Annotated in this window: 19 protein-coding genes; 11 read left to right on the forward strand and 8 right to left on the reverse strand. The window is 58.7% G+C overall.

The features are described from left to right. Nucleotides 1–40 precede the first annotated feature (40 nt). From choW to fdhA, 9 genes are all read left to right on the forward strand, one after another. Nucleotides 41–886 carry a choline ABC transporter permease subunit gene (gene choW / locus POR16_RS23195; RefSeq protein WP_005896429.1) on the forward strand — a complete coding sequence of 282 codons (846 nt, stop codon included), beginning with the start codon at nucleotides 41–43 and terminating at the stop codon, nucleotides 884–886. Beyond that, on the forward strand, nucleotides 883–2,061 hold the full coding sequence (gene choV / locus POR16_RS23200; RefSeq protein ID WP_005896426.1) for a choline ABC transporter ATP-binding protein: 1,179 nt from the start codon (nucleotides 883–885) through the stop codon (nucleotides 2,059–2,061). Before choW ends, choV begins: the two co-directional genes overlap by 4 nt. 255 nt (nucleotides 2,062–2,316) lie before the next feature. After that, nucleotides 2,317–3,570, forward strand: a complete 1,254-nt coding sequence (glyA, locus tag POR16_RS23205; RefSeq protein ID WP_005896424.1) for a serine hydroxymethyltransferase — start codon at nucleotides 2,317–2,319, stop codon at nucleotides 3,568–3,570. A gap of 17 nt (nucleotides 3,571–3,587) precedes the next feature. Further along, complete coding sequence (locus POR16_RS23210) at nucleotides 3,588–4,838, forward strand: sarcosine oxidase subunit beta family protein (protein ID WP_005896422.1); 1,251 nt, start codon at nucleotides 3,588–3,590, stop codon at nucleotides 4,836–4,838. Between the two features lie 15 nt (nucleotides 4,839–4,853). After that, entirely contained in the window at nucleotides 4,854–5,150 is a 297-nt protein-coding gene (locus POR16_RS23215) for a sarcosine oxidase subunit delta (RefSeq protein ID WP_005896420.1), read from the forward strand. Beyond that, complete coding sequence (locus POR16_RS23220) at nucleotides 5,147–8,167, forward strand: sarcosine oxidase subunit alpha (RefSeq protein WP_122381141.1); 3,021 nt, start codon at nucleotides 5,147–5,149, stop codon at nucleotides 8,165–8,167. The genes POR16_RS23215 and POR16_RS23220 overlap by 4 nt, the downstream gene beginning before the upstream one ends. 51 nt (nucleotides 8,168–8,218) lie before the next feature. Then, nucleotides 8,219–8,851: a sarcosine oxidase subunit gamma gene (locus tag POR16_RS23225; RefSeq protein ID WP_005896413.1), complete on the forward strand. Its 633-nt coding sequence runs from the start codon at nucleotides 8,219–8,221 to the stop codon at nucleotides 8,849–8,851. Between the two features lie 249 nt (nucleotides 8,852–9,100). Beyond that, nucleotides 9,101–9,958 (forward strand): formyltetrahydrofolate deformylase, encoded by an 858-nt coding sequence (purU, locus tag POR16_RS23230; RefSeq protein ID WP_024691243.1) that lies wholly within the window; start codon nucleotides 9,101–9,103, stop codon nucleotides 9,956–9,958. 49 nt (nucleotides 9,959–10,007) lie between these two features. Next, nucleotides 10,008–11,207 carry a formaldehyde dehydrogenase, glutathione-independent gene (fdhA, locus tag POR16_RS23235; protein ID WP_005896407.1) on the forward strand — a complete coding sequence of 400 codons (1,200 nt, stop codon included), beginning with the start codon at nucleotides 10,008–10,010 and terminating at the stop codon, nucleotides 11,205–11,207. 43 nt (nucleotides 11,208–11,250) lie between these two features. Here fdhA and POR16_RS23240 read toward each other — a convergent pair whose 3' ends face one another. Together POR16_RS23240 and POR16_RS23245 are read right to left on the reverse strand one after the other, a co-directional pair. Then, nucleotides 11,251–12,225 (reverse strand): RHS repeat-associated core domain-containing protein, encoded by a 975-nt coding sequence (locus tag POR16_RS23240; RefSeq protein ID WP_154897069.1) that lies wholly within the window; start codon nucleotides 12,223–12,225, stop codon nucleotides 11,251–11,253. A 57-nt stretch (nucleotides 12,226–12,282) separates the two neighbouring features. After that, nucleotides 12,283–13,320 (reverse strand): RHS repeat-associated core domain-containing protein, encoded by a 1,038-nt coding sequence (locus tag POR16_RS23245; protein WP_154897070.1) that lies wholly within the window; start codon nucleotides 13,318–13,320, stop codon nucleotides 12,283–12,285. Between the two features lie 228 nt (nucleotides 13,321–13,548). On the opposite strand from POR16_RS23245, the gene POR16_RS23250 reads away from it, so the two are divergent. After that, the gene (locus POR16_RS23250) at nucleotides 13,549–14,112 is read left to right on the forward strand and encodes a DUF2780 domain-containing protein (protein WP_005896405.1); all 564 of its coding nucleotides are present in this window, start codon (nucleotides 13,549–13,551) and stop codon (nucleotides 14,110–14,112) included. Here POR16_RS23250 and POR16_RS23255 read toward each other — a convergent pair. After that, nucleotides 14,092–15,159, reverse strand: coding sequence for an RHS repeat-associated core domain-containing protein (locus tag POR16_RS23255; RefSeq protein WP_005896403.1), 1,068 nt, complete (start codon nucleotides 15,157–15,159; stop codon nucleotides 14,092–14,094). The genes POR16_RS23250 and POR16_RS23255 overlap by 21 nt on opposite strands. A 71-nt stretch (nucleotides 15,160–15,230) precedes the next feature. Continuing rightward, a complete protein-coding gene (locus tag POR16_RS23260) occupies nucleotides 15,231–16,124 on the reverse strand; it encodes an acyltransferase (RefSeq protein WP_005896402.1) in 894 nt (297 codons plus the stop codon). 193 nt (nucleotides 16,125–16,317) lie between these two features. Here POR16_RS23260 and rloA2 point away from each other — a divergent pair, with 193 nt between their 5' ends. Next, nucleotides 16,318–16,821 carry a retropepsin-like aspartic peptidase RloA2 gene (gene rloA2 / locus POR16_RS23265; RefSeq protein WP_005896400.1) on the forward strand — a complete coding sequence of 168 codons (504 nt, stop codon included), beginning with the start codon at nucleotides 16,318–16,320 and terminating at the stop codon, nucleotides 16,819–16,821. A 224-nt stretch (nucleotides 16,822–17,045) separates the two neighbouring features. Here rloA2 and POR16_RS23270 read toward each other — a convergent pair whose 3' ends face one another. The 4 genes from POR16_RS23270 to betA all read right to left on the reverse strand — a co-directional run bounded on the left by POR16_RS23270 (nucleotide 17,046) and on the right by betA (nucleotide 21,074). Continuing rightward, the gene (locus POR16_RS23270) at nucleotides 17,046–17,675 is read right to left on the reverse strand and encodes a glutathione S-transferase (RefSeq protein WP_042932966.1); all 630 of its coding nucleotides are present in this window, start codon (nucleotides 17,673–17,675) and stop codon (nucleotides 17,046–17,048) included. A gap of 74 nt (nucleotides 17,676–17,749) precedes the next feature. Continuing rightward, nucleotides 17,750–17,932: a hypothetical protein gene (locus POR16_RS23275; protein ID WP_024670531.1), complete on the reverse strand. Its 183-nt coding sequence runs from the start codon at nucleotides 17,930–17,932 to the stop codon at nucleotides 17,750–17,752. Continuing rightward, nucleotides 17,929–19,062, reverse strand: coding sequence for a PepSY-associated TM helix domain-containing protein (locus POR16_RS23280; protein ID WP_005896394.1), 1,134 nt, complete (start codon nucleotides 19,060–19,062; stop codon nucleotides 17,929–17,931). Before POR16_RS23280 ends, POR16_RS23275 begins: the two co-directional genes overlap by 4 nt. Before the next feature lie 305 nt (nucleotides 19,063–19,367). Continuing rightward, nucleotides 19,368–21,074, reverse strand: a complete 1,707-nt coding sequence (gene betA / locus POR16_RS23285) for a choline dehydrogenase (protein WP_005896392.1) — start codon at nucleotides 21,072–21,074, stop codon at nucleotides 19,368–19,370. Nucleotides 21,075–21,176 lie beyond the last annotated feature (102 nt).

Below are 21,176 nucleotides of genomic sequence, written 5' to 3' on the forward strand. Positions count from 1 at the left end.
TGCTGTCCTCTTCACCTTCCGCAAGCGGATACCCGATACCATGCTGATAGATCAAAAAATCCCTCTGGGCGAGTACATCGCCGCATTTGTCGACTGGTTGACGCTCAACGGCGCCGACTACTTCGACGCGATTGCCTCGACACTGGAAATGATGATCCACGGGTTCACGTTCGCGCTGACCTGGTTCAACCCACTGGTATTGATCGGCCTGATCGCCGCGCTCGCGCACTTCATCCAGCGCAAGTGGGGCCTGACGGTTTTCGTGATTCTTTCGTTTCTGTTGATCCTGAACCTGCACTACTGGCAGGAAACCATGGAAACCCTGGCCCAGGTCCTGTTCGCGACCCTGGTCTGTGTCGTCATCGGTGTGCCGCTGGGCATCATTGCCGCGCACAAGCCGCTGTTCTACACCATCATCCGGCCGCTGCTGGACCTCATGCAGACAGTTCCCACCTTCGTTTACCTGATCCCGACGCTCACGCTGTTCGGCCTCGGTGTCGTTCCCGGGCTGATCTCCACAGTGGTCTTCGCGATTGCTGCGCCGATACGCCTGACGTACCTGGGCATCCGTGACGTGCCTCAGGAACTGCTGGACGCCGGCAAGGCCTTCGGCTCGTCGCGTCGCCAGTTGCTGACCCGGATCGAGCTGCCATACGCAATGCCTTCCATAGCCGCCGGTATCACCCAGTGCATCATGCTGTCACTGTCGATGGTAGTAATTGCCGCACTGGTCGGTGCCGACGGTCTGGGCAAACCTGTGGTCAACGCACTGAACACCGCCGATATCGCCCTCGGTTTCGAAGCCGGTCTGGCAATCGTATTGCTGGCAATCATGCTCGACCGCATCTGCAAACAACCCGAAGCCAAGAAAGGGTCCGACGCATGAGTACCATCAAATTCGACAAGGTAGACGTCATCTTCGCCAAGGACCCGCGTGAAGCTCTCAAGCTGCTGGACGAAGGCCTCACGCGTGACCAGATCCTCAAGAAAACCGGGCAGATCGTCGGCGTAGAAAGCGCCAGCCTGGATATCGAAAAAGGTGAAATCTGTGTCCTGATGGGCCTTTCCGGCTCAGGAAAATCCAGCTTGTTGCGCTGCATCAACGGCCTCAACACTGTCAGCCGTGGCTCGTTGTTCGTTGAACACGAAGGTTCGCAGATCAACATCGCCAGTTGCAGCGCAGCCGAACTGAAAATGATGCGCACCAAACGCATTGCGATGGTGTTCCAGAAGTTCGCCCTGATGCCTTGGCTGACAGTGCGCGAAAACATCAGCTTCGGCCTGGAAATGCAGGGCCGTCCTGAAAAGGAACGCCGCAAGCTGGTGGACGAGAAGCTTGAGCTGGTAGGCCTGACCCAGTGGCGCAACAAAAAACCCGACGAACTCTCTGGTGGCATGCAGCAACGCGTCGGTCTGGCGCGTGCGCTGGCGATGGATGCCGACATCCTGCTGATGGACGAACCGTTCTCGGCACTCGACCCGCTGATCCGTCAGGGTCTGCAGGACGAACTGCTCACCCTGCAAAGCAAGCTGAGCAAGACCATCGTTTTCGTCAGCCACGATCTGGACGAGGCCCTGAAACTCGGCAGCCGCATCGCCATCATGAAAGACGGCCGCATCGTTCAGTACAGCGTGCCGGAGCAGATTGTTCTCAATCCTGCCGATGAGTATGTGCGCACCTTTGTTGCGCACACCAATCCGTTGAATGTGCTGTGCGGTCGCAGCCTGATGCGCACGGTCGATGAGTGCACTCATGTCAACGGCTCGGTATGCCTGGACCCGAGCGTCGACTCATGGCTCGACCTGGCCGACGGCAATGTGATCAAAGGCGCACGCCAGGGTGCCGCGCCGCTTGATCTGCAAAACTGGACGCCCGGCCAGGACGTGAGCGCCCTGGAACGACGCCCTACTCTTGTGCACTCCAATATCGGCATGCGCGAAGCCTTGCAGATCCGCTACCAGACCGGCAATAAGCTGGTCTTGCAGGACGGCAACAAAGTGGTCGGCATTCTGGGTGATACCGAGCTGTATCACGCATTGCTGGGCAAGAACCACGGTTAACGCCTGAAACCGACAGGCCCACTCCCCTGCGCTGGAACGACTCCAGCCGGGAGCGGGCTTGTCTTCGTCCAGCACAGCGTCATCCCGCCTACCCTCCCGCTATTTTCACTCCCTCCTCCCCTATGTCGTAAACGCACCTTTGTGTGGCGTCCATAGGCATTTGACGACATCTGTCCGGCCCTACCATCGCTCTCAGAGGGCTCTGTTCGGCCCTAACGACAAGTCAGGCGCCGTGCCGCCGCTGGGAGATCCGCGATGTTCAGCAAGCAAGACCAGATTCAGGGTTATGACGATGCACTGCTGTCGGCGATGAATGCCGAAGAGCAGCGTCAGGAAGACCATATCGAGCTGATCGCCTCGGAGAACTACACCAGCAAACGCGTTATGCAGGCTCAGGGCAGCGGCCTAACCAACAAATACGCCGAAGGTTATCCCGGCAAGCGTTACTACGGCGGTTGCGAGCATGTCGACAAGGTCGAGCAACTGGCCATCGAGCGCGCCAAGCAGTTGTTTGGTGCCGACTACGCCAACGTACAGCCGCACTCCGGCAGCCAGGCCAACGCTGCGGTCTATCTGGCGCTGCTTCAGGCGGGCGACACCGTACTGGGCATGAGCCTGGCGCACGGCGGTCACCTGACCCACGGCGCCAAGGTCAGCTTTTCGGGCAAACTCTATAACGCCGTGCAGTACGGCATCGACACCACGACAGGGCTGATCGATTACGACGAGGTCGAGCGCATCGCTGTCGAAAGCCAGCCGAAAATGATCATCGCCGGCTTCTCGGCCTATTCAAAAACGCTCGATTTCCCACGTTTCCGCGCAATCGCCGACAAGGTGGGCGCTTACCTGTTCGTCGACATGGCCCACGTCGCAGGGCTGGTCGCCGCAGGGCTTTATCCAAACCCGCTGCCCTATGCCGATGTGGTCACCACCACCACGCACAAGACCCTGCGCGGCCCACGCGGCGGCCTGATTCTGGCCAAGGCCAACGAAGAGCTGGAGAAGAAATTCAATTCCGCCGTCTTCCCCGGTGGTCAGGGTGGCCCGCTGATGCACGTAATCGCCGCCAAGGCAGTGTGTTTCAAGGAGGCGATGGAGCCCGGCTTCAAGGCTTATCAGCAACAGGTCATCGATAACGCACAAGCAATGGCACAGGTATTCATCGAACGTGGCTTCGACGTGGTTTCCGGTGGCACCGACAACCACCTGTTTCTGGTCAGCCTGATCCGTCAGGGCCTGACCGGCAAGGACGCCGACGCTGCGCTGGGTCGTGCGCACATCACCGTCAACAAGAACTCGGTGCCCAATGACCCACAGTCGCCCTTCGTGACCTCGGGCCTGCGCATCGGCACACCGGCCGTCACCACCCGCGGCTTCAAGGTGACCCAGTGCATTGAACTGGCAGGCTGGATCTGCGACATCCTCGACAACCTCGGCGACGCCGATGTCGAGGCCAACGTCGCCATTCAGGTCGCAACCCTGTGCACCGAATTCCCGGTTTATCGCTGAGTCAGGAGTAGCCTCACATGCAGCATTACTCAGGCTTCGGCCTTCTCAAGCATTCCCTCAGCCATCACGAAAACTGGCAGCGCATGTGGCGCACGCCGACGCCGAAAAAGGTCTACGACGTGGTCATCGTCGGCGGTGGCGGTCATGGTCTGGCGACGGCTTACTACTTGGCTAAAGAGCACGGCATCACCAACGTAGCGGTGGTCGAGAAAGGCTGGCTGGGCGGCGGCAACACGGCTCGCAACACGACCATCGTGCGCTCCAACTACCTGTGGGACGAGTCGGCTCATCTTTATGAGCACGCAATGAAGCTGTGGGAAGGACTGTCTCAAGACCTGAACTACAACGTCATGTTCTCTCAGCGCGGTGTCTACAACCTGTGTCACACCCTGCAGGACATGCGCGACTCGGAGCGCCGCGTCAGCGCCAACCGCCTCAACGGTGTGGACGGCGAGTTGCTCAACGGCAAGCAGGTCGCTGAGGAAATTCCGTACCTGGACTGCTCGAACAACACCCGCTACCCCATCATCGGCGCAACGGTTCAACGCCGTGGCGGCGTGGCCCGACACGACGCGGTGGCTTGGGGCTTTGCGCGTGCTGCCGACGCCTTGGGTGTGGACCTGATCCAGCAGACTGAAGTCATCGGCTTTCGCAAGGAAAACGGCGTGTGTGTCGGCGTCGAAACCAACAAGGGCTTCATTGGTGCCAAACGTGTCGGCGTCGTGACGGCCGGTAACTCGGGGCACATGGCAAAGCTCGCTGGCTTCCGTCTGCCAATCGAATCACACCCGTTGCAGGCACTGGTCTCCGAACCGATCAAGCCGATTATCGACAGCGTCATCATGTCCAACGCCGTACACGGTTACATCAGCCAGTCCGACAAGGGCGACCTGGTGATCGGCGCCGGCATCGACAGTTGGGTCGGTTACGGCCAGCGCGGCTCGTACCCGGTGATCGAACACACGGTTCAGGCGATCGTCGAGATGTTCCCAGTCCTGTCCCGCGTGCGCATGAACCGCCAATGGGGCGGCATCGTCGACACCACACCAGACGCCTGCCCGATCATTTCCAAGACGCCCGTACCGAACATGTTCTTCAACTGCGGTTGGGGCACCGGCGGTTTCAAGGCCACGCCCGGCTCGGGCAATGTGTTTGCGGCCAGCCTGGCGAAAGGCGAAATGCACCCGTTGGCCAAGCCGTTCTCCATCGACCGTTTCCACAACGGCGCACTCATCGACGAGCACGGCGCAGCAGCCGTCGCCCACTAACAGGAGAACCCGTCCATGCTTTATATCTTCTGTCCTCACTGTGGCGAACTGCGCTCCGAAGAGGAATTCCATCCCGCCGGTCAGGCGCACATCCCGCGCCCGCTGGACCCCGCAGCCTGCACCGATGAGCAGTGGGGCGACTACATGTTCTTCCGCGACAACCCGCGTGGCCTCCATCACGAGTTGTGGATTCACGCCGCCGGTTGCCGCCAGTACTTCAACATGACGCGTAACACGGTGACCTACGAGATTCTCGAAACCTATCCGATTGGTACGAAGCCGCAGTTCACGGATCAGGGAGACAAGGCATGAGCCAGACCCATCGTTTACCCAATGGCGGTCGCATCAATCGCAGTAAGGTGCTCAACTTCACCTTCAACGGCCAGACCTATCAGGGCTTTGAAGGCGACTCGCTGGCTTCTGCTCTGCTGGCCAATGGCGTCGACATCATCGGTCGCAGCTTCAAGTATTCCCGGCCACGCGGGATCTTCGCGGCGGGTTCGGAAGAACCCAACGCCGTGTTGCAGATCGGCGCGACCGAAGCAACGCAGATCCCCAACGTGCGTGCCACTCAGCAAGCGCTCTATTCCGGCCTGGTAGCGACCAGCACCAACGGCTGGCCGAACGTAAACACCGACCTGATGGGCATTCTGGGCAAAGTCGGCGGCAAGCTGATGCCGCCGGGTTTCTACTACAAAACCTTCATGTATCCGCAGTCGTTCTGGATGACGTACGAAAAGTACATCCGCAAGGCTGCAGGCCTGGGCCGCTCGCCGACCGAGAACGACCCGGACAGCTACGACGCGATGAACCAGCACTGCGACGTGCTGATCGTTGGCGCAGGCCCTGCCGGTCTGGCGGCTGCGCTGGCAGCAGGTCGCAGCGGCGCCCGGGTGATTCTTGCCGACGAGCAGGAAGAGTTTGGCGGCAGCCTGCTCGACAGCCGTGAAAGCCTGGATGGCAAACCGGCCGCAGAATGGGTGACAGGCGTGATTGCCGAGCTGAAGAGCCTGCGCAACGTGACGCTGCTGCCCCGCGCCACAGTCAACGGCTATCACGACCACAACTTCCTGACCATTCACGAGCGCCTGACCGATCACCTCGGTGATCGCGCGCCCATCGGCATGGTTCGCCAGCGTATGCACCGCGTGCGTGCCAAACGCGTGGTACTGGCCGCCGGTACTCATGAGCGGCCATTGGTCTATGGCAACAACGACGTGCCGGGCAACATGCTGGCCGGCGCGGTTTCGACATACGTTCGTCGCTACGGCGTGGCGCCGGGTAAAAAACTCGTGCTGTCCACCAACAACGATCACGCCTACCGCGTGGCGCTGGACTGGCTCGACGCCAGCCTGCAGGTGGTCGCCATTGCCGATGCGCGGCACAATCCCCGCGGCCCGCTGGTGGAAGAAGCGCGGGCCAAAGGCGTTCGCATCCTGACCGGCAGCGCGGTGATCGAAGCACGCGGCAGTAAACATGTTACCGCTGCGCGTGTTGCGGCCATCGACGTCAAGGCGCACAGCGTCACCAGCCCTGGCGAATGGCTTGATTGCGATCTGGTCGCCAGTTCGGGCGGCTACAGCCCGATCGTGCATCTGGCCTCGCACTTGGGTGGCAAACCGGTCTGGCGCGAGGACATCCTCGGTTTCGTACCCGGCGAAGCACCACAGAAACGCATCTGCGTGGGCGGAGTGAATGGCGTCTACAGTCTGGCTGACAGCCTGGCAGATGGCTTTGAAGGCGGCGTTCGCGCTGCCAGCGAAGCAGGTTTCAAGGTTGTCGAGGGCGTGATGCCCAAAGCCCTCAGCCGTGCCGAAGAACCGACGCTGGCGTTGTTTCAGGTGCCACATGAAAAAGGCACTGCGCGAGCACCCAAGCAATTCGTCGATTTTCAAAACGACGTGACCGCCGCTGCCATCGAACTCGCAACCCGCGAGGGTTTCGAGTCGGTCGAGCACGTCAAACGCTACACCGCGCTGGGCTTCGGCACTGACCAGGGCAAGCTGGGCAATGTCAACGGCCTGGCCATCGCTGCTCGCTCGCTTAGCGTGTCGATCCCGGAAATGGGCACGACCATGTTTCGCCCCAACTACACGCCGGTAACATTCGGCGCTATCGCGGGGCGACACTGCAAACATATTTTCGAGCCGGTGCGTTTCACTGCACTGCACGCGTGGCACGTCAGAAATGGTGCGGAGTTCGAGGACGTGGGTCAGTGGAAACGCCCTTGGTACTTCCCGAAGAACGGTGAAGACCTGCACGCCGCTGTTGCCCGCGAATGCAAGGCTGTGCGTGACAGCGTCGGCCTGCTGGACGCATCGACCCTGGGCAAGATCGACATTCAAGGCCCGGATGCACGCGAGTTTCTCAACCGCATCTACACCAACGCCTGGACCAAGCTGGATGTAGGCAAGGCGCGTTATGGCCTGATGTGCAAGGAAGACGGCATGGTCTTCGACGACGGCGTGACCGCCTGCCTCGCCGACAACCATTTCCTGATGACCACTACCACAGGCGGTGCTGCGCGCGTCCTGCAATGGCTGGAAATCTATCAGCAGACCGAATGGCCGGACCTGAAGGTGTACTTCACCTCCGTGACCGATCACTGGGCGACCCTGACGCTGTCCGGCCCCAATAGCCGCAAGCTGCTGAGCGAAGTCACCGATATCGATCTGGGCCGTGAAGCGTTCCCGTTCATGACCTGGAAGGAAGGCCTGGTCGCAGGTGTGCCGGCGCGGGTGTTCCGCATCTCGTTCACAGGCGAGCTGTCGTACGAAGTCAACATTCAGGCCGATTACGCGTTGGGTGTTCTGGAAAAGATCGCCGAAGCAGGCAAGCAGTACAACCTGACGCCTTACGGCACCGAAACCATGCACGTATTGCGGGCCGAGAAAGGTTTCATCATCGTCGGTCAGGACACCGATGGCTCGATGACGCCGGACGACCTGAACATGGGCTGGTGTGTCGGCAGGACCAAACCGTTTTCCTGGATCGGCTGGCGCGGCATGAATCGCGAAGACTGCGTGCGTGAGCAGCGCAAGCAACTGGTTGGCCTCAAACCCGTCGACCCGACCAAGTGGCTGCCGGAAGGCGCGCAACTGGTGTTCGACACCAAGCAGACAATCCCGATGAGCATGGTTGGCCACGTGACCTCCAGTTACGCGCACAACTCGCTGGGCTACTCGTTTGCGATGGGCGTGGTCAAGGGCGGCCTGAGCAGCATGGGCGAGCGAGTGTTCGCGCCGCTGGCAGACGGCAGCGTGATCGAAGCCGAGATCGTTTCTTCGGTGTTCTTCGACCCTAAGGGCGAGCAGCAGAATGTCGAATGAAACGTGGTGCGCCGATCAACCGCAGCAAGCAGAATTCAAGGCAGGTAACTCATGACCACAGCAAACGTTTACCAGCAGCGCCCGACCACCGACGTCAAGGCCGAGTCGCCACTGTTTCATGCAAACCTCGACAGCCTGATCGGCAAAGGGCGCGCCAACCCCGGTGTGTTCCTGCGCGAAAAGAAGCTATTGGGCCACCTTACCGTTCGCGGCGATGCGCATGATCCGGCCTTCGCCGCTGGCGTACACAAGGCGCTGGGCATGGAACTGCCAGCGGCACTGATGCTGGTAACCAGCGGTGAAAGCTCATTGCAATGGCTGGGGCCGGACGAGTGGCTGCTGATCGTGCCCAGCGGCGAAGAGCTCGCAGCAGAGCAGAAGCTGCGAGAGGCGCTGGCTGGCCTGCATATTTCCATCGTCAATGTCAGCGGTGGCCAGTCGATCCTTGAACTGACCGGCCCGAAGGTTAGACAGGTTCTGATGAAGTCCACCAGCTACGACGTACACCCGGACAACTTCCCGGTGGGCAAGGCAGTCGGCACGGTGTTCGCCAAATCGCAACTGGTCATCCGGCGTACCGGTGAAGAAACCTGGGAACTGCTGATCCGCCGCAGCTTCGCGGATTACTGGTGGCTGTGGCTGCAGGATGCGAGCGCCGAGTATGGGTTGAGCATTCAGGCATGATCAGCACGAGAAACCGTGCTGAAACCTCATCGGCTTTCGCGCTCATGGCTACACACAAGTCTTGAGATGACTATTGTGCCAATGCTCCGCCTTGGCATGCAGTTCGTGACGCACAGCGCCACAAAATGCATTACCACGCGGAGCGTGGGAACGAGAATCAAGGGACGCAAAGCGTCCAGGCCTGAACGTGCGGTTTTGCACGATTGCCTGTCGGTTTGTGGACAACGAATATTCAGGAGCACTGATTGAATGAGCCGCGCCCCAGACACATGGATTTTGACCGCCGATTGCCCCAGCGTACTGGGCACGGTGGACGCGGTGACCCGCTTTCTCTTTGAGCAGGGCTGCTACGTGACAGAGCACCACTCGTTCGATGATCGCCTGTCCGGGCGCTTCTTCATTCGCGTGGAGTTTCGTCAGCCCGAAGCATTCGACGTACAGGCGTTCAAGGCAGGATTAAGCGAACGGGGCGAAGCGTTCGGCATGATCTTCGAGCTGACTGCGCCCAACTATCGGCCAAAGGTGGTGATCATGGTCTCGAAAGCAGATCACTGTCTCAATGATCTGCTCTACCGCCAGCGTATCAATCAGCTTTCAATGGACGTGGTCGCTGTGGTGTCCAATCACCCTGATCTTGAACCGTTGGCTGGCTGGCACGGAATTCCGTACTACCATTTCCCTCTGGACCCGAACGACAAACCTGCACAGGAAGCCAAGGTCTGGGGCGTGATCGAGGAGTCCGGCGCAGAGCTGGTAATTCTCGCCCGCTACATGCAGGTGCTGTCACCTGACCTGTGTCGCAAGCTGGACGGCAAGGCGATCAATATTCATCACTCGTTGCTGCCAGGTTTCAAAGGCGCCAAGCCTTACCATCAGGCCTATAACAAGGGCGTGAAGCTGGTCGGTGCGACCGCGCATTACATCAACAACGATCTGGACGAAGGCCCGATCATTGCCCAAGGGGTGGAAGTGGTCGATCACAGCCATTACCCCGAAGACCTGATCGCCAAGGGCCGAGACATCGAAGGGCTGACGCTGGCGCGCGCGGTGGGTTATCACATCGAACGGCGAGTATTCCTCAACGCCAACAGGACGGTGGTTTTGTAGCTGCAACTGTTTTTCCCTCTTTCACCACAATAAAAGCGAGGCGACATGTATGTCTGGTAATCGCGGTGTAGTTTATCTCGGCGCTGGCAAGGTCGAGGTGCAGTCCATCCCCTTCCCGAAAATGGAAGACCCACGCGGCAAACGCATCGAGCACGGCGTCATCCTGCGTGTGATCTCCACCAATATCTGCGGCTCTGATCAGCACATGGTTCGCGGTCGCACGACAGCGCAGACCGGGCTGGTGCTAGGCCATGAAATCACCGGCGAAGTGCTGGAAGCCGGACGCGACGTTGAGCACCTCAATGTCGGTGATCTGGTTTCCGTTCCGTTCAACGTGGCGTGCGGCCGCTGCCGCAGTTGCAAGGAGCAGAACACCGGCGTCTGCCTGACAGTCAACCCTGCCCGCCCCGGTGGCGCTTACGGTTATGTCGACATGGGCGACTGGGTCGGCGGTCAGGCCGAGTACGTTCTGGTGCCTTATGCAGACTTCAACCTGCTCAAACTCCCGGACCGCGATGCAGCGATGGAGAAGATTCGCGACCTGACCTGCCTGTCCGACATCCTGCCCACTGGCTATCATGGCGCAGTGACCGCTGGTGTGGGCCCTGGCAGCACGGTATACGTCGCAGGCGCTGGCCCGGTCGGCCTTGCCGCTGCTGCTTCCGCGCGCCTGCTGGGTGCTGCGGTGGTGATCGTTGGCGACGTCAACCCGACTCGTCTGATCCACGCCAAGGCTCAGGGCTTCGAGATTGCCGACCTGTTTCAGGACACGCCTCTGCACGAGCAGATCGCCGCCCTGCTGGGCGAACCCGAAGTGGATTGCGCCATCGACGCAGTAGGCTTCGAGGCGCGTGGTCACGGTCATGCAGGCGCACAGGCTGAAGCACCCGCCACGGTTCTGAACTCGTTGATGGGCGTGGTAAGAGTCGCAGGCAAGATCGGCATTCCCGGCCTGTACGTGACCGAAGACCCAGGTGCCGTGGACGCCGCAGCAAAAATGGGCAGCCTGAGCATTCGGTTAGGCCTGGGCTGGGCCAAATCCCACAGCTTCCATACCGGCCAGACCCCGGTCATGAAATACAACCGCCAATTGATGCAGGCGATCATGTGGGACCGCATCAAGATCGCCGATGTCGTCGGTGTCGAAGTGATCAGCCTGGATGACGCACCACGTGGTTATGGGGAGTTCGATTCGGGCGTGCCGAAGAAATTTGTGATTGATCCGCATGGGTTGTTTGGTGGGGTGTAGGTTTGTCCAACACCTCACCTTTAACACTAATAACTGAGCTTCATTAATCCCACACGCCGCGTTCCCGCTGTCTTCGGATTTCTTTGCTCACTCTGACCAAAGCAGGGCTGGGGCTGGGGCTGGGGCTGAGGCGGGCACGGGGCGGGGCTGTGGATTGAACATAATCGTAACTAGGCGGCGCGGCCGACTCCAAAGCGCTTTCGGCACTAGACAACTGGCCCTTAAGGCGACTTTGCCTACGCAGGTACTCGGGAGATGGAGTAATACCCTGCGCTTTCAGTGTTCGTACTTTTTCCTCTACGTACTTTACTTCAAACTTTAATCCTACATATTCATGCCAATTTGCATCCCAATTTTCCGTTGTTGCAGCTTCATATGTCGGTGGTTCATCAAGTCTCGTTTTCATAGTACCCTTCCTACTTCGCGCAGTGGCTGGGGCTGGGGCTGGGGCTGGGGCTGAAATTAATGCTTGGCTTCTAGGCCTTCTAAGTCGACTGAACATATGCCCACTTGAATCAACCCGATTAACCGGATCCCCACCGCAATACGCATAAGCATTCAACCCACCCTCGCCAAACGGGCTCAGACTGTCCGGACTATTAAACCTCATCAATACCGGATTGAACGCCCTATACCCATTCCCCAGCAAATAGTGACCCGTCACCGGATCAACCCGCTGGCCTGCAAAGCCAGGCAGGTTCATAGGCCCTGCTGAAGGGTGACGTTGTCCATAAGGCGTGTAAGCAAACGCCACGCCCTGGGCAGCAATCACGGACAGCTGTTGATCAGTCGCCAGCAATGCGCAATCGCTCAGGTTGTTTTCCATACGTCGCTGCGCCAGCAAATACTCGTCCGTGCGCAGAAGCGTGTGCTGGATCTGTCCCTGGATTTGCGCCGCCAGACGATTCTTCTGATAGAAAAACCGGGTGTCGCCCTGCACTGCGCGTGAGCCGGCAGCCAAGCGGTCCAATGGATCGTAGCGATAGGCACAAAGTACGGATCGATCAGAAATAGTCACGGTGTCATTCCTTTAGTGCAACCCTTTAATCCACTGAGTAGTTGGCCATCATAGAAATCAAGTTGGCACGTCCACTCGCTTCTCGAAGGTGCCATTGCCACCTCTAAGATTTTCAACCGCCCTTCTATAATAGGCAAGATTATTACTTACTACATACGGCACAGGATTACCATTGCGAGTATAGAATTCATTTGTCAGCAACAGTTCATCAAGCCGTTTATTAACTTCGTGAATATTTACATCTTCACCTTCTATCCTCAGGTACTTTTCTCGAGCAGGAATGGGTGGTGAGGCATTACTGGGTTGTCTTTTTTTAGGGGGGATGGGCGGTGGAACATTGCTCGGCAGGCCTCTCTTGGGAGGAAGGGGTGGTGGGGCACCAAGGGGCAAGTTAGTATTATAATTAGGCACATGCATGCCCATCCCCGAGGCACCTGAAGTAGTAGCTTTTAGGGGCACGGGACTCATGGCAGAATCACCACCCGAGAAAAATAACGACGTTTGGCTAGTTGATCTAGCAAGTAACGGACTTCGCTCACCACGTCTTTTTTTAAATATATTCCTTAAAAACCTGGGCCAGTGCCCACTCGGATCAACCCTGTTAACCGGATCCCCCGCACAATACGCATAAGCATTCAACCCACCCTCGCCAAACGGGCTCAGACTGTCCGGACTATTAAACCTCATCAATACCGGATTGAACGCCCGATAGCCATTGCCCAACAAGTAGTGCCCAGTCACCGGATCAACCCGCTGGCCTGTAAAGCCAGGCAGGTTCATAGGCCCTGCTGAAGGGTGACGTTGTCCATAAGGCGTGTAAGCAAACGCCACGCCCTGAGCAGCAATCACGGACAGCTGTTGATCAGTCGCCAGCAATGCGCAATCGCTCAGGTTGTTTTCCGTACGCCGTTGCGCCAGCAAATGCTGGTCCGTGCGCAGAAGCGTGTGCTGGATCTGTCCCTGGATTTGCGCCGCCAGACGATTCTTCTGATAGAAAAACCGGGTGTCGCCCTGCACTGCGGGCGAGCAGCTGGCCAAGCGGTCAGTTGCGTCATAACTGTACGTGCAGAGCACGACAAGACGGGCAGAAGGCATAAGAGTCACCCACGGAGATCAATGATTACTACTGATTCTGGGCGTCTTATCTCTAGCTGCAAAGCTGGCAGAAATGCTAGGCCCGTATCCTCGCCTGCCTGAGTCGGTTCCGACCGCATGAAATAACTGGCTGTCTTCGGCGTCTTGGGAACAAGCCCCGGTTCCTCCAGTCAAATCGTCTGCTTTACCGCTCACTCACGAGCGGTTCAGGTTGATAAGGGTGACCCGATGAAAACTGCACGTGGTATGGCTTTGGTAACGTTGATGGCGATCGCGGCAAGCCCGGCGTTTGCCTTCAATCTGAATGACGCCGCGAATGCGGTCGCCAATGCCACGAATGGCAATCAGAAAGCCACGGCGGCACCCGAAGCGGCTGGCTTGCTCAATATGCTGGGTAGCCAATTGAATGTCACACCTGAGCAAGCTGTCGGCGGGACGGGCGCATTGTTGGGGCTGGCCAAGAACAAGCTGACCGGCGCTGATTACTCGCAATTGAGCAAGTCGGTCCCTGGACTGGAGCAATTGTCCGGAACGTCGGCGCTTGAAAGTCTGAGCGGCGCAAACGGGCTGGACAGCCTGCTCGGTGGAAAGTCCGGTAACAACTCGATGCTCAACAGCGCGCTGGGCAATGTGCAGAACATGGGCGACGTGAACACTGCCTTCAAGGCACTGGGCATGGACAGCAGCATGGTCAGCCAGTTTGCCCCGCTGATTCTTCAATACCTCGGGCAGCAAGGTGCCAGCGGTTCGGCGTTGCAGAGCTTGAGCGGGTTATGGGGTGCGGGGAGCTGATCTGATATTTCGGGCCATGCGGGGCGGGCTGTTGGATAATGCCAATCCTCTTTTCAACAGTCCGTGATCGTTCACTCCCTCGCCAAAAGCGCCAAAAGCATTGAAAACCGCGCCTACGATACCGTTCGAGCGGGTGCGTGGATCAAGAATTTGCGGTACCCAAGTCGCAGCCGCCGCTGCGTGGGCTCCAGCATTGCTCATTTTTCCGGCATTTACACTGCGTGCCAGATGCAAATAGTGGCTGGCCTGCAACATTGAAAGGCCATTATCACCATGGCTAGCAAGGTTTTTATTGACGGAGTACAGTTTATTAACGAAGGCATGGTTCTTATCAAGCCCATTAAGGCCTTCATCGAGAAACTTCCTGCCCCCCGTCATCTTCCCCGAAAAACCTGTATTCCTCGTCATGGCCTGACGAGCAGCTCCTATTACTTCGCCTATATTGATATTCAATGCCCCAGGTACGCGAAGACGTTTGGCGTGCGTAAACGCCATCACCAAAAACCCCGAGACAGGGATGTGCCCAGTCGGATCGCTATAGTTCACAGGGTCCCCAATGCAGTAGGCGTAGCTGTTCAACCCTCCCGCTTTAAATGGACTCAGCGTATCCGGACTGTTGAAGCGCATCAGCGTGGGGCTGAATGCGCGTGCTCCGTTTCCCAGCAAATAATGGCCGGTGACCGGATCAATCGTATTCCCCTTGAAACCAGGTAAGCCAGCTGAGGATGTTGACGAGGATCGCGTGCCATAAGGACTGTAGGCAAACGCCTGATGTCGTTTAGACTCAAGCTTATGCAGCACCGAGCTGGCTTGATCTGTGGCGAGCAAATCGAACAGAACCTTGTTTGCTTCTGCCCGGCGCACTGCCAGTAAAAGATGCTTTGCCTGAACAATAGAATTCTGGGAAATACCCTGTATCGCTGTAGTCAGGCGGTTTTCTAGATAGAATCGCCTGACCACTTCCTGACCCGCTGGCACAACGCTCGCCAGCCGATCCAGTGCGTCGTAACGGTATAAACCAAGTTGTAAAACCTCGGGCGATGACATGAAAGTGGCCTCTCACAGAATCAAAGACCACTCTCATCCTCCTGCTGCGCCCCGTCTAGCTGTCAGAAATATCAGTACCCGGACAACTCCAGTCGCAACGCCGCAATACGCGCATCTTTCTCAACCCAGAGCTGATTGACCCAGCCCTGCACTTTTTCGCGAAACAGCGGGTCGTTTTCATAGTCTCCCTGCCACAATGCGGGGTCTAGCTCACGGGTCTTGATATCGACGATCACCTTGGGAACACGCCCGCACAGCATGTCCCAGAAACCCGGAATGCCTTTGCCCGGGTACACCACGGTGACATCCAGGATGGCGTCCAGCTGTTCGCCCATCGCTGCCAGCACAAAAGCGACGCCACCGGCCTTGGGCTTGAGCAGGTAGTCATAAGGTGACGCCTGCGCAGCATGCTTGGCCGGCGTAAAGCGCGTGCCTTCCAGGTAATTGACGATAGTCACCGGTTGCCGCTTGAACAGCTCGCAGGCGGCCTTGGTGATTTCCAGGTCCTTGCCTTTGAGTTCCGGGTGCTTTGCCAGAAAAGCCTTGCTGTAGCGCTTCATGAACGGGTAATCCAGCCCCCACCACGCCAGGCCCAGCAGCGGTATCCAGATCAGCTCTTTTTTCAGGAAGAACTTGAAGAACGGCGTGCGCCTGTTAAACGCCTGAATCAGCGCGGGAATGTCCACCCAAGACTGGTGGTTGCTGATGACCAGATACGACGTATCGCTGCGAAGGCCCTGGTCACCGCGTATGTCCCACTGTGTGGGGATGAAGGCGGCGAAAATGAGTTTGTCGACTTCGGCCCACGTTTCGGCGATCCACATGACAGCTTTCGAGCAGCGATCACGCATCCGGCCTCTGCATAGCAGTTTGAGCAGGGCAAAAACCAGAAGCGGGCCGATCAGCACCAGGGTGTTGATCAGCAGGAGTAAGGTAACGAAACAGCCGGTGAGCAGACGGCGCATAGCAGACTCTTGAGGGTTCAGGGGTGGCAATAATAAAGACCCTCGCGTTTTACGCCAATCCGGCAGGCAGTTACAAATGTTTCACGTGCTGGCCTGTAGGCTGGGTCTACATTTATGCTGCCGAACCAACCCACTGTTCGCTGTCTAAAACCGGGCGCCATTCTGGCGTAGCCCATTGCGAGGAACCTTTTACGTGAAACCGATCCTGGCGCTGTTGTCCCTGCTGGCTTTGCCGGTCATGGCTGCTGAACCCACGTTGTACGGCCGTTACGAAAACATCAAGGTTCTGGAGATAGGCCAGACCTTCAAAGCCAAGATGGACACCGGCGCGCTCACCGCTTCGCTGTCGGCCAAGGACATCGAACTGTTCAAGCGTGATGGCGATGACTGGGTGCGCTTCCGTCTGGCGACCAAAGGCGCCGACGACAAGGTGTATGAGCACAAGGTGTCCCGGATCAGCAAGATCAAGGGTCGCGCCGAAGGCGATGACGAAGATGACGACGTTGCAAGTGCAGCCAAGCGCCCGGTCGTGGATATGGAGCTGTGCCTGGGCAACAAGAAACGTACGGTCGAAGTCAATCTGGTGGATCGCAGCCATTTCAACTTCCCGCTACTGATCGGTGCCAAGGCGTTGCGCGAGTTCGATGCGGCGGTCAACCCGGCGCGCCGCTACACCGCCGACGAGCCTGATTGCTGATACGCACCAGGCTGTAGAGGTGTTCGCCAGAACACCTCTTGTTTGTCACGCGTCTGGGATAGGGTCGGTATATTCTCTGGGCATTTGTCGTTTGACCGATTGCCTTCGCGGACGAGTCCGCTCCCACAAAAACAACATTGCTTGTGATCTCTCACACAGAACCATTGTGAGGGATGTTCAGGCCGTGCGTGTAACGCCGAGCGCTTCTGAAGGCAGCGTACGAGTCACGCCGGCGGCTGGGTTGCCAGCATCGACGGACGCTTGCTGACCTCCAGATACCAGCTCGCCAGCCTCGGGCAGGTGTTGCGCCAGAGCAAATCCGGCTGGCGAAAGTCCAGATAACCCAATGCGGCGGCCACACTGATCGAGGCAACGTCGAAAGACGAGCTGAGTTCGGTCATTGCATCCCCTTCGAAATAATTCAGCGAGCGCTCGATCTTCTGCTGCTGATTATCCAGCCACTGGTCCCAATGCTTTTCTTGTGGGCGCAAAGCCCTTTCATAGCGAATCAATACGGCAGCATCGAGCACCGCATCGGCCAGCGACGCGAGGGTCAGGCGCCTCCAGCGTGACGAACCTTCGCGAGGGATAAGCGCAATGCCGACATGCTGATGGTCCAGATAATCGAGAATGACCCGGCTGTCATGAATGACATTGCCATCGGCCAGACGCAAGGCCGGAAGCTTGCCTGCGGGGTTGTCATCATTGAGTTCCGCCGACGGGCTCACTGGCGTCAGCACAGTGGGCTGCAGCTGCACACGGTCGAGTTGTCCGGTTTCGTGGAGCATCACCATCACTTTACGAGCAAAGGGCGAAGCTGCGTTGAAGTACAACGTCATCGTGGGGGCTGACATAGGTGTTCCTCGAATGAGACAGGCTTCCAGACTAGCCAGCGTACAGGAGGTTCGCAATCGACATGCAATGCCGCCTAACTTCGCCGCCTCAACAGACCCCGAACACTGAAGGCCGCAGCGCTGCCCATCCCCAGCCAGGCCAGTGTGTCCCACCAGCCATCGCCCAGCAGCGCGGAGAAAAGCCCTGCTGCGGTCAACAGTGCGACCACACTCGGCATGGCGAACGTTTTCCAGAAGCGAGAGGGTCGAGCGCTCATTGCGCCACCTGCGCACTGGCAGCGCTCGCCGAGCGGGCTGCACGACGTCTGACCCACCACAGGTAAACCCCGCTGCCCAGTACGATGATGGTCAGCACATCCAGCGCTGCCCAGAGAATCTTCATCGGCATGCCGCCGTAGTCGCCAAAATGCAGGGGTTGCGACATGCCCAGCGCGTCCATGTACCAAGGGCGCTCGACCACTGCGGTGACCTGCAAGGTCTGCGCGTCTATCAGGACCGGCGTGGCAAGATGCGCAGTCAGTTGGGTGTTACCTTTGAGAAATACGGCGTAATGATGCTCACTGGAAAACCGCGTACCGGGGAACGCGATGAAGTCGGCCTGCATGCCGGGCGCAGCAGATTCGGCGATCTCCAGCAACCGCGTCGCTGGACCGCGCCAGGGCAGCGGCGGCGCATTCTTGTAAGGGGCAATCATCGTCGCCAGCGCATCGTTGCGCCATGAGGCGATCAGCAGATCGGCGCAGGCGCTGATCACCCCCGTCACCCCCACCACCAGCGCCCACGTCAGGGTCACGACACCGATCAGGTTATGCAAATCCAGCCAGCGAGTACGGGTGGACTTGTTGACACGCACCTGGCCGAACTCCAGTTTGCGCATGAACGGCGAGTACAGCACCGTCCCGGAAATAATCGCCACCACGAACATCAGCCCCATGAAGGCCAGCAACAGCTTGCCCGGCAGTTCGGCATACATGTCCACATGCAGACGCAGCATGACCATCATGAAGCCGCCATTGGCCGACGGCATTTCCAGTGCCTCGCCCGTGCGCGCATCCAGCGCAAAGGTGTGGGACGAATTGGGTTCGGTGCCCGCCGTTGCAGCGGTGATTGCCATCACGCCATTGGGGTCCTCGTCATCCCAGCCAAAATACTGCATCACCTCACCGGGCCGATGCGCTTCGGCCGCACGTGCCAGTTGCTCCAGATCCAGATGCGGCGTGTCGGGCGGCATTTCCCTGTACTGCGGCGCATCACCGAGCAGGTGATCGATTTCATGATGAAAGATCAGCGGCAGGCCTGTGACGGCAAGCATCAGCAGGAACACGGTGCAGATCAGGCTGCTCCAGGTATGGACGACCGACCAGCGACGCACGGTTTGACTTTTCATGATTGATCCACAGGCGAAAAACGACCTGGCTGGCGTACGAATATGTCCTGACTCAGGTCTTGCGCACGCTATAGCAACGCTCTTGTAATGAGCGTCTGGAGCTGGCGACTAGAGGGAACGCGATAGAAACTATCTGACTAAAGAGAATCGTTCGCGATTGTGACAGAAGCGTGGGGGTTGCGCCAATTGGCGGGGCGGGGCGATGTAACGGGAGCAGCTTCAGGCTTATCGCCCCACACACAAGCGTGAACAGCGAGCGGCCTGCGCCTGTCGCTCCCGGTGGTCGGGAGCGACAGGCTTGCGGATCAACCCTGGTGGCTGATCTCGCGCAGTGGCTTACCACGAGCAGGCTTGTCGCCTGCGACGAAGTAGTCGGCGGTGCTGCGAGGCAGAGGCTGACGACCACGAATCTTGTCGGCGATTTTCTCGGCGATCATGATGGTCGGTGCGTTCAGGTTGCCAGTGGTGATGATCGGCATGATCGAGGCGTCGACCACGCGCAGGCTTTGCATGCCGTGCACACGGCCTTGACCATCGACCACTGCCATCTCGTCGGTGCCCATCTTGCAGGAACAGGACGGGTGATACGCCGTTTCGGCATGTTCCCGCACAAACTGGTCCAGCGCCTCATCGGACTGCACGTCGATACCCGGGCTGATTTCACGACCACGGTACGGGTCGAGCGCTGGCTGCTGCATGATTTCGCGTGTCAGACGGATGCCGTCACGAAATTCCTGCCAGTCCTGATCCGATGCCATGTAATTGAACAGGATGCTCGGGTACTCGCGCGGGTCCTTGGACTTGACGTGTACGCGACCACGGCTTGGCGAACGCATCGAGCCGACGTGCGCTTGAAAACCATGCTCCTGAACGCCCTTGGTGCCGTTGTAGTTAATCGCGACCGGCAGGAAGTGATACTGAATGTTCGGCCATTCGAACGCTTCGCTGGAGCGAATGAAACCGCCCGCTTCGAATTGATTGCTTGCGCCGATACCAGTGCCGAGGAACATCCATTCCGCACCGATCGCAGGCTGGTTCCACCACTTCAGCGAAGGGTAGAGCGATACGGGTTGGGTGCAGGCGTATTGCAGGTACATCTCCAGGTGATCCTGCAGGTTCTGGCCAACGCCCGGCAGATCGTGAACCACCGGGATATCCAGCGAGTTCAGCAGTTGCGCAGGGCCGACACCGGAACGTTGCAGGATCTGAGGCGAAGCAATCGCGCCACCGCACAACAGCACTTCCTTGCGGGCGCGGGCTTCGATGCGTGTGTCGCTGTCGCCGACCAGATAAGCCACACCCACAGCGCGCTTGCCTTCGAACAGGATACGGTCGGTCAGCGCGTGGGTGACGATGCTCAGCGTGTCACGCTTTTTCGCTTCGTCCAGATAACCACGAGCGGTACTGGCGCGACGACCATTAGGGGTCACGGTGCGGTCCATCGGACCAAAACCTTCCTGCTGATAACCGTTGAGGTCGTCAGTACGCGGGAAACCGGCCTGCACGCCCGCCTCGACCATCGCATGGAACAGTGGGTTATTGCCCGCTTTAGGGGTGGTCACGCTGACCGGGCCTTCGCCGCCGTGGTAATCGTTCGGGCCGATGTCACGGGTTTCGGCCTTGCGGAAGTACGGCAGGCAATCGAGGTAGCTCCAGTCTTCGAGGCCTGGCTCTTTGGCCCAGCCGTCGTAGTCCATTGCGTTGCCGCGGATGTAGCACATGCCGTTGATCAGCGACGAGCCGCCAAGGCCCTTGCCGCGACCGCATTCCATACGGCGGTTGTCCATGTGCGGCTCTGGCTCGGTCTCGTACGCCCAGTTGTAACGACGGCCCTGCAACGGGAACGCCAGGGCGGCAGGCATCTGGGTACGGAAGTCCAGACGGTAATCAGGGCCACCGGCTTCCAGCAGCAGAACAGTGACGCCAGCGTCTTCGGTAAGACGGGCTGCCAGGGTATTACCGGCCGAGCCAGCACCAATAATGATGTAGTCGTATTCGGATTGAGTCGTCATAGAGGCTCCCTCATAGAGCTGCAAGTCTCAAGCCTCGGCTGCAAGCAGAAGCAGCGAGGCGATACTTGTGAGAATGGGGTGCGGCAAGCAGCTTTTGATTGC

Source organism: Pseudomonas coronafaciens pv. oryzae str. 1_6, assembly GCF_000156995.2.
In the GTDB taxonomy this organism is placed as follows: Bacteria; Pseudomonadota; Gammaproteobacteria; order Pseudomonadales; family Pseudomonadaceae; genus Aquipseudomonas; species Aquipseudomonas tremae.

Excerpts from the sequence above, each read along its gene's own strand:
- choW (WP_005896429.1), top strand. The coding sequence starts at position 41 with ATGCTGATAGATCAAAAAATCCCTCTGGGCGAGTACATCGCCGCATTT.
- choV (WP_005896426.1), top strand. The coding sequence starts at position 883 with ATGAGTACCATCAAATTCGACAAGGTAGACGTCATCTTCGCCAAGGAC.
- glyA (WP_005896424.1), top strand. The coding sequence starts at position 2,317 with ATGTTCAGCAAGCAAGACCAGATTCAGGGTTATGACGATGCACTGCTG.
- POR16_RS23210 (WP_005896422.1), top strand. The coding sequence starts at position 3,588 with ATGCAGCATTACTCAGGCTTCGGCCTTCTCAAGCATTCCCTCAGCCAT.
- POR16_RS23215 (WP_005896420.1), top strand. The coding sequence starts at position 4,854 with ATGCTTTATATCTTCTGTCCTCACTGTGGCGAACTGCGCTCCGAAGAG.
- POR16_RS23220 (WP_122381141.1), top strand. The coding sequence starts at position 5,147 with ATGAGCCAGACCCATCGTTTACCCAATGGCGGTCGCATCAATCGCAGT.
- POR16_RS23225 (WP_005896413.1), top strand. The coding sequence starts at position 8,219 with ATGACCACAGCAAACGTTTACCAGCAGCGCCCGACCACCGACGTCAAG.
- purU (WP_024691243.1), top strand. The coding sequence starts at position 9,101 with ATGAGCCGCGCCCCAGACACATGGATTTTGACCGCCGATTGCCCCAGC.
- fdhA (WP_005896407.1), top strand. The coding sequence starts at position 10,008 with ATGTCTGGTAATCGCGGTGTAGTTTATCTCGGCGCTGGCAAGGTCGAG.
- POR16_RS23245 (WP_154897070.1), bottom strand. The coding sequence starts at position 13,320 with ATGCCTTCTGCCCGTCTTGTCGTGCTCTGCACGTACAGTTATGACGCA.
- POR16_RS23250 (WP_005896405.1), top strand. The coding sequence starts at position 13,549 with ATGAAAACTGCACGTGGTATGGCTTTGGTAACGTTGATGGCGATCGCG.
- POR16_RS23255 (WP_005896403.1), bottom strand. The coding sequence starts at position 15,159 with ATGTCATCGCCCGAGGTTTTACAACTTGGTTTATACCGTTACGACGCA.
- POR16_RS23260 (WP_005896402.1), bottom strand. The coding sequence starts at position 16,124 with ATGCGCCGTCTGCTCACCGGCTGTTTCGTTACCTTACTCCTGCTGATC.
- POR16_RS23270 (WP_042932966.1), bottom strand. The coding sequence starts at position 17,675 with ATGTCAGCCCCCACGATGACGTTGTACTTCAACGCAGCTTCGCCCTTT.
- POR16_RS23275 (WP_024670531.1), bottom strand. The coding sequence starts at position 17,932 with ATGAGCGCTCGACCCTCTCGCTTCTGGAAAACGTTCGCCATGCCGAGT.
- POR16_RS23280 (WP_005896394.1), bottom strand. The coding sequence starts at position 19,062 with ATGAAAAGTCAAACCGTGCGTCGCTGGTCGGTCGTCCATACCTGGAGC.
- betA (WP_005896392.1), bottom strand. The coding sequence starts at position 21,074 with ATGACGACTCAATCCGAATACGACTACATCATTATTGGTGCTGGCTCG.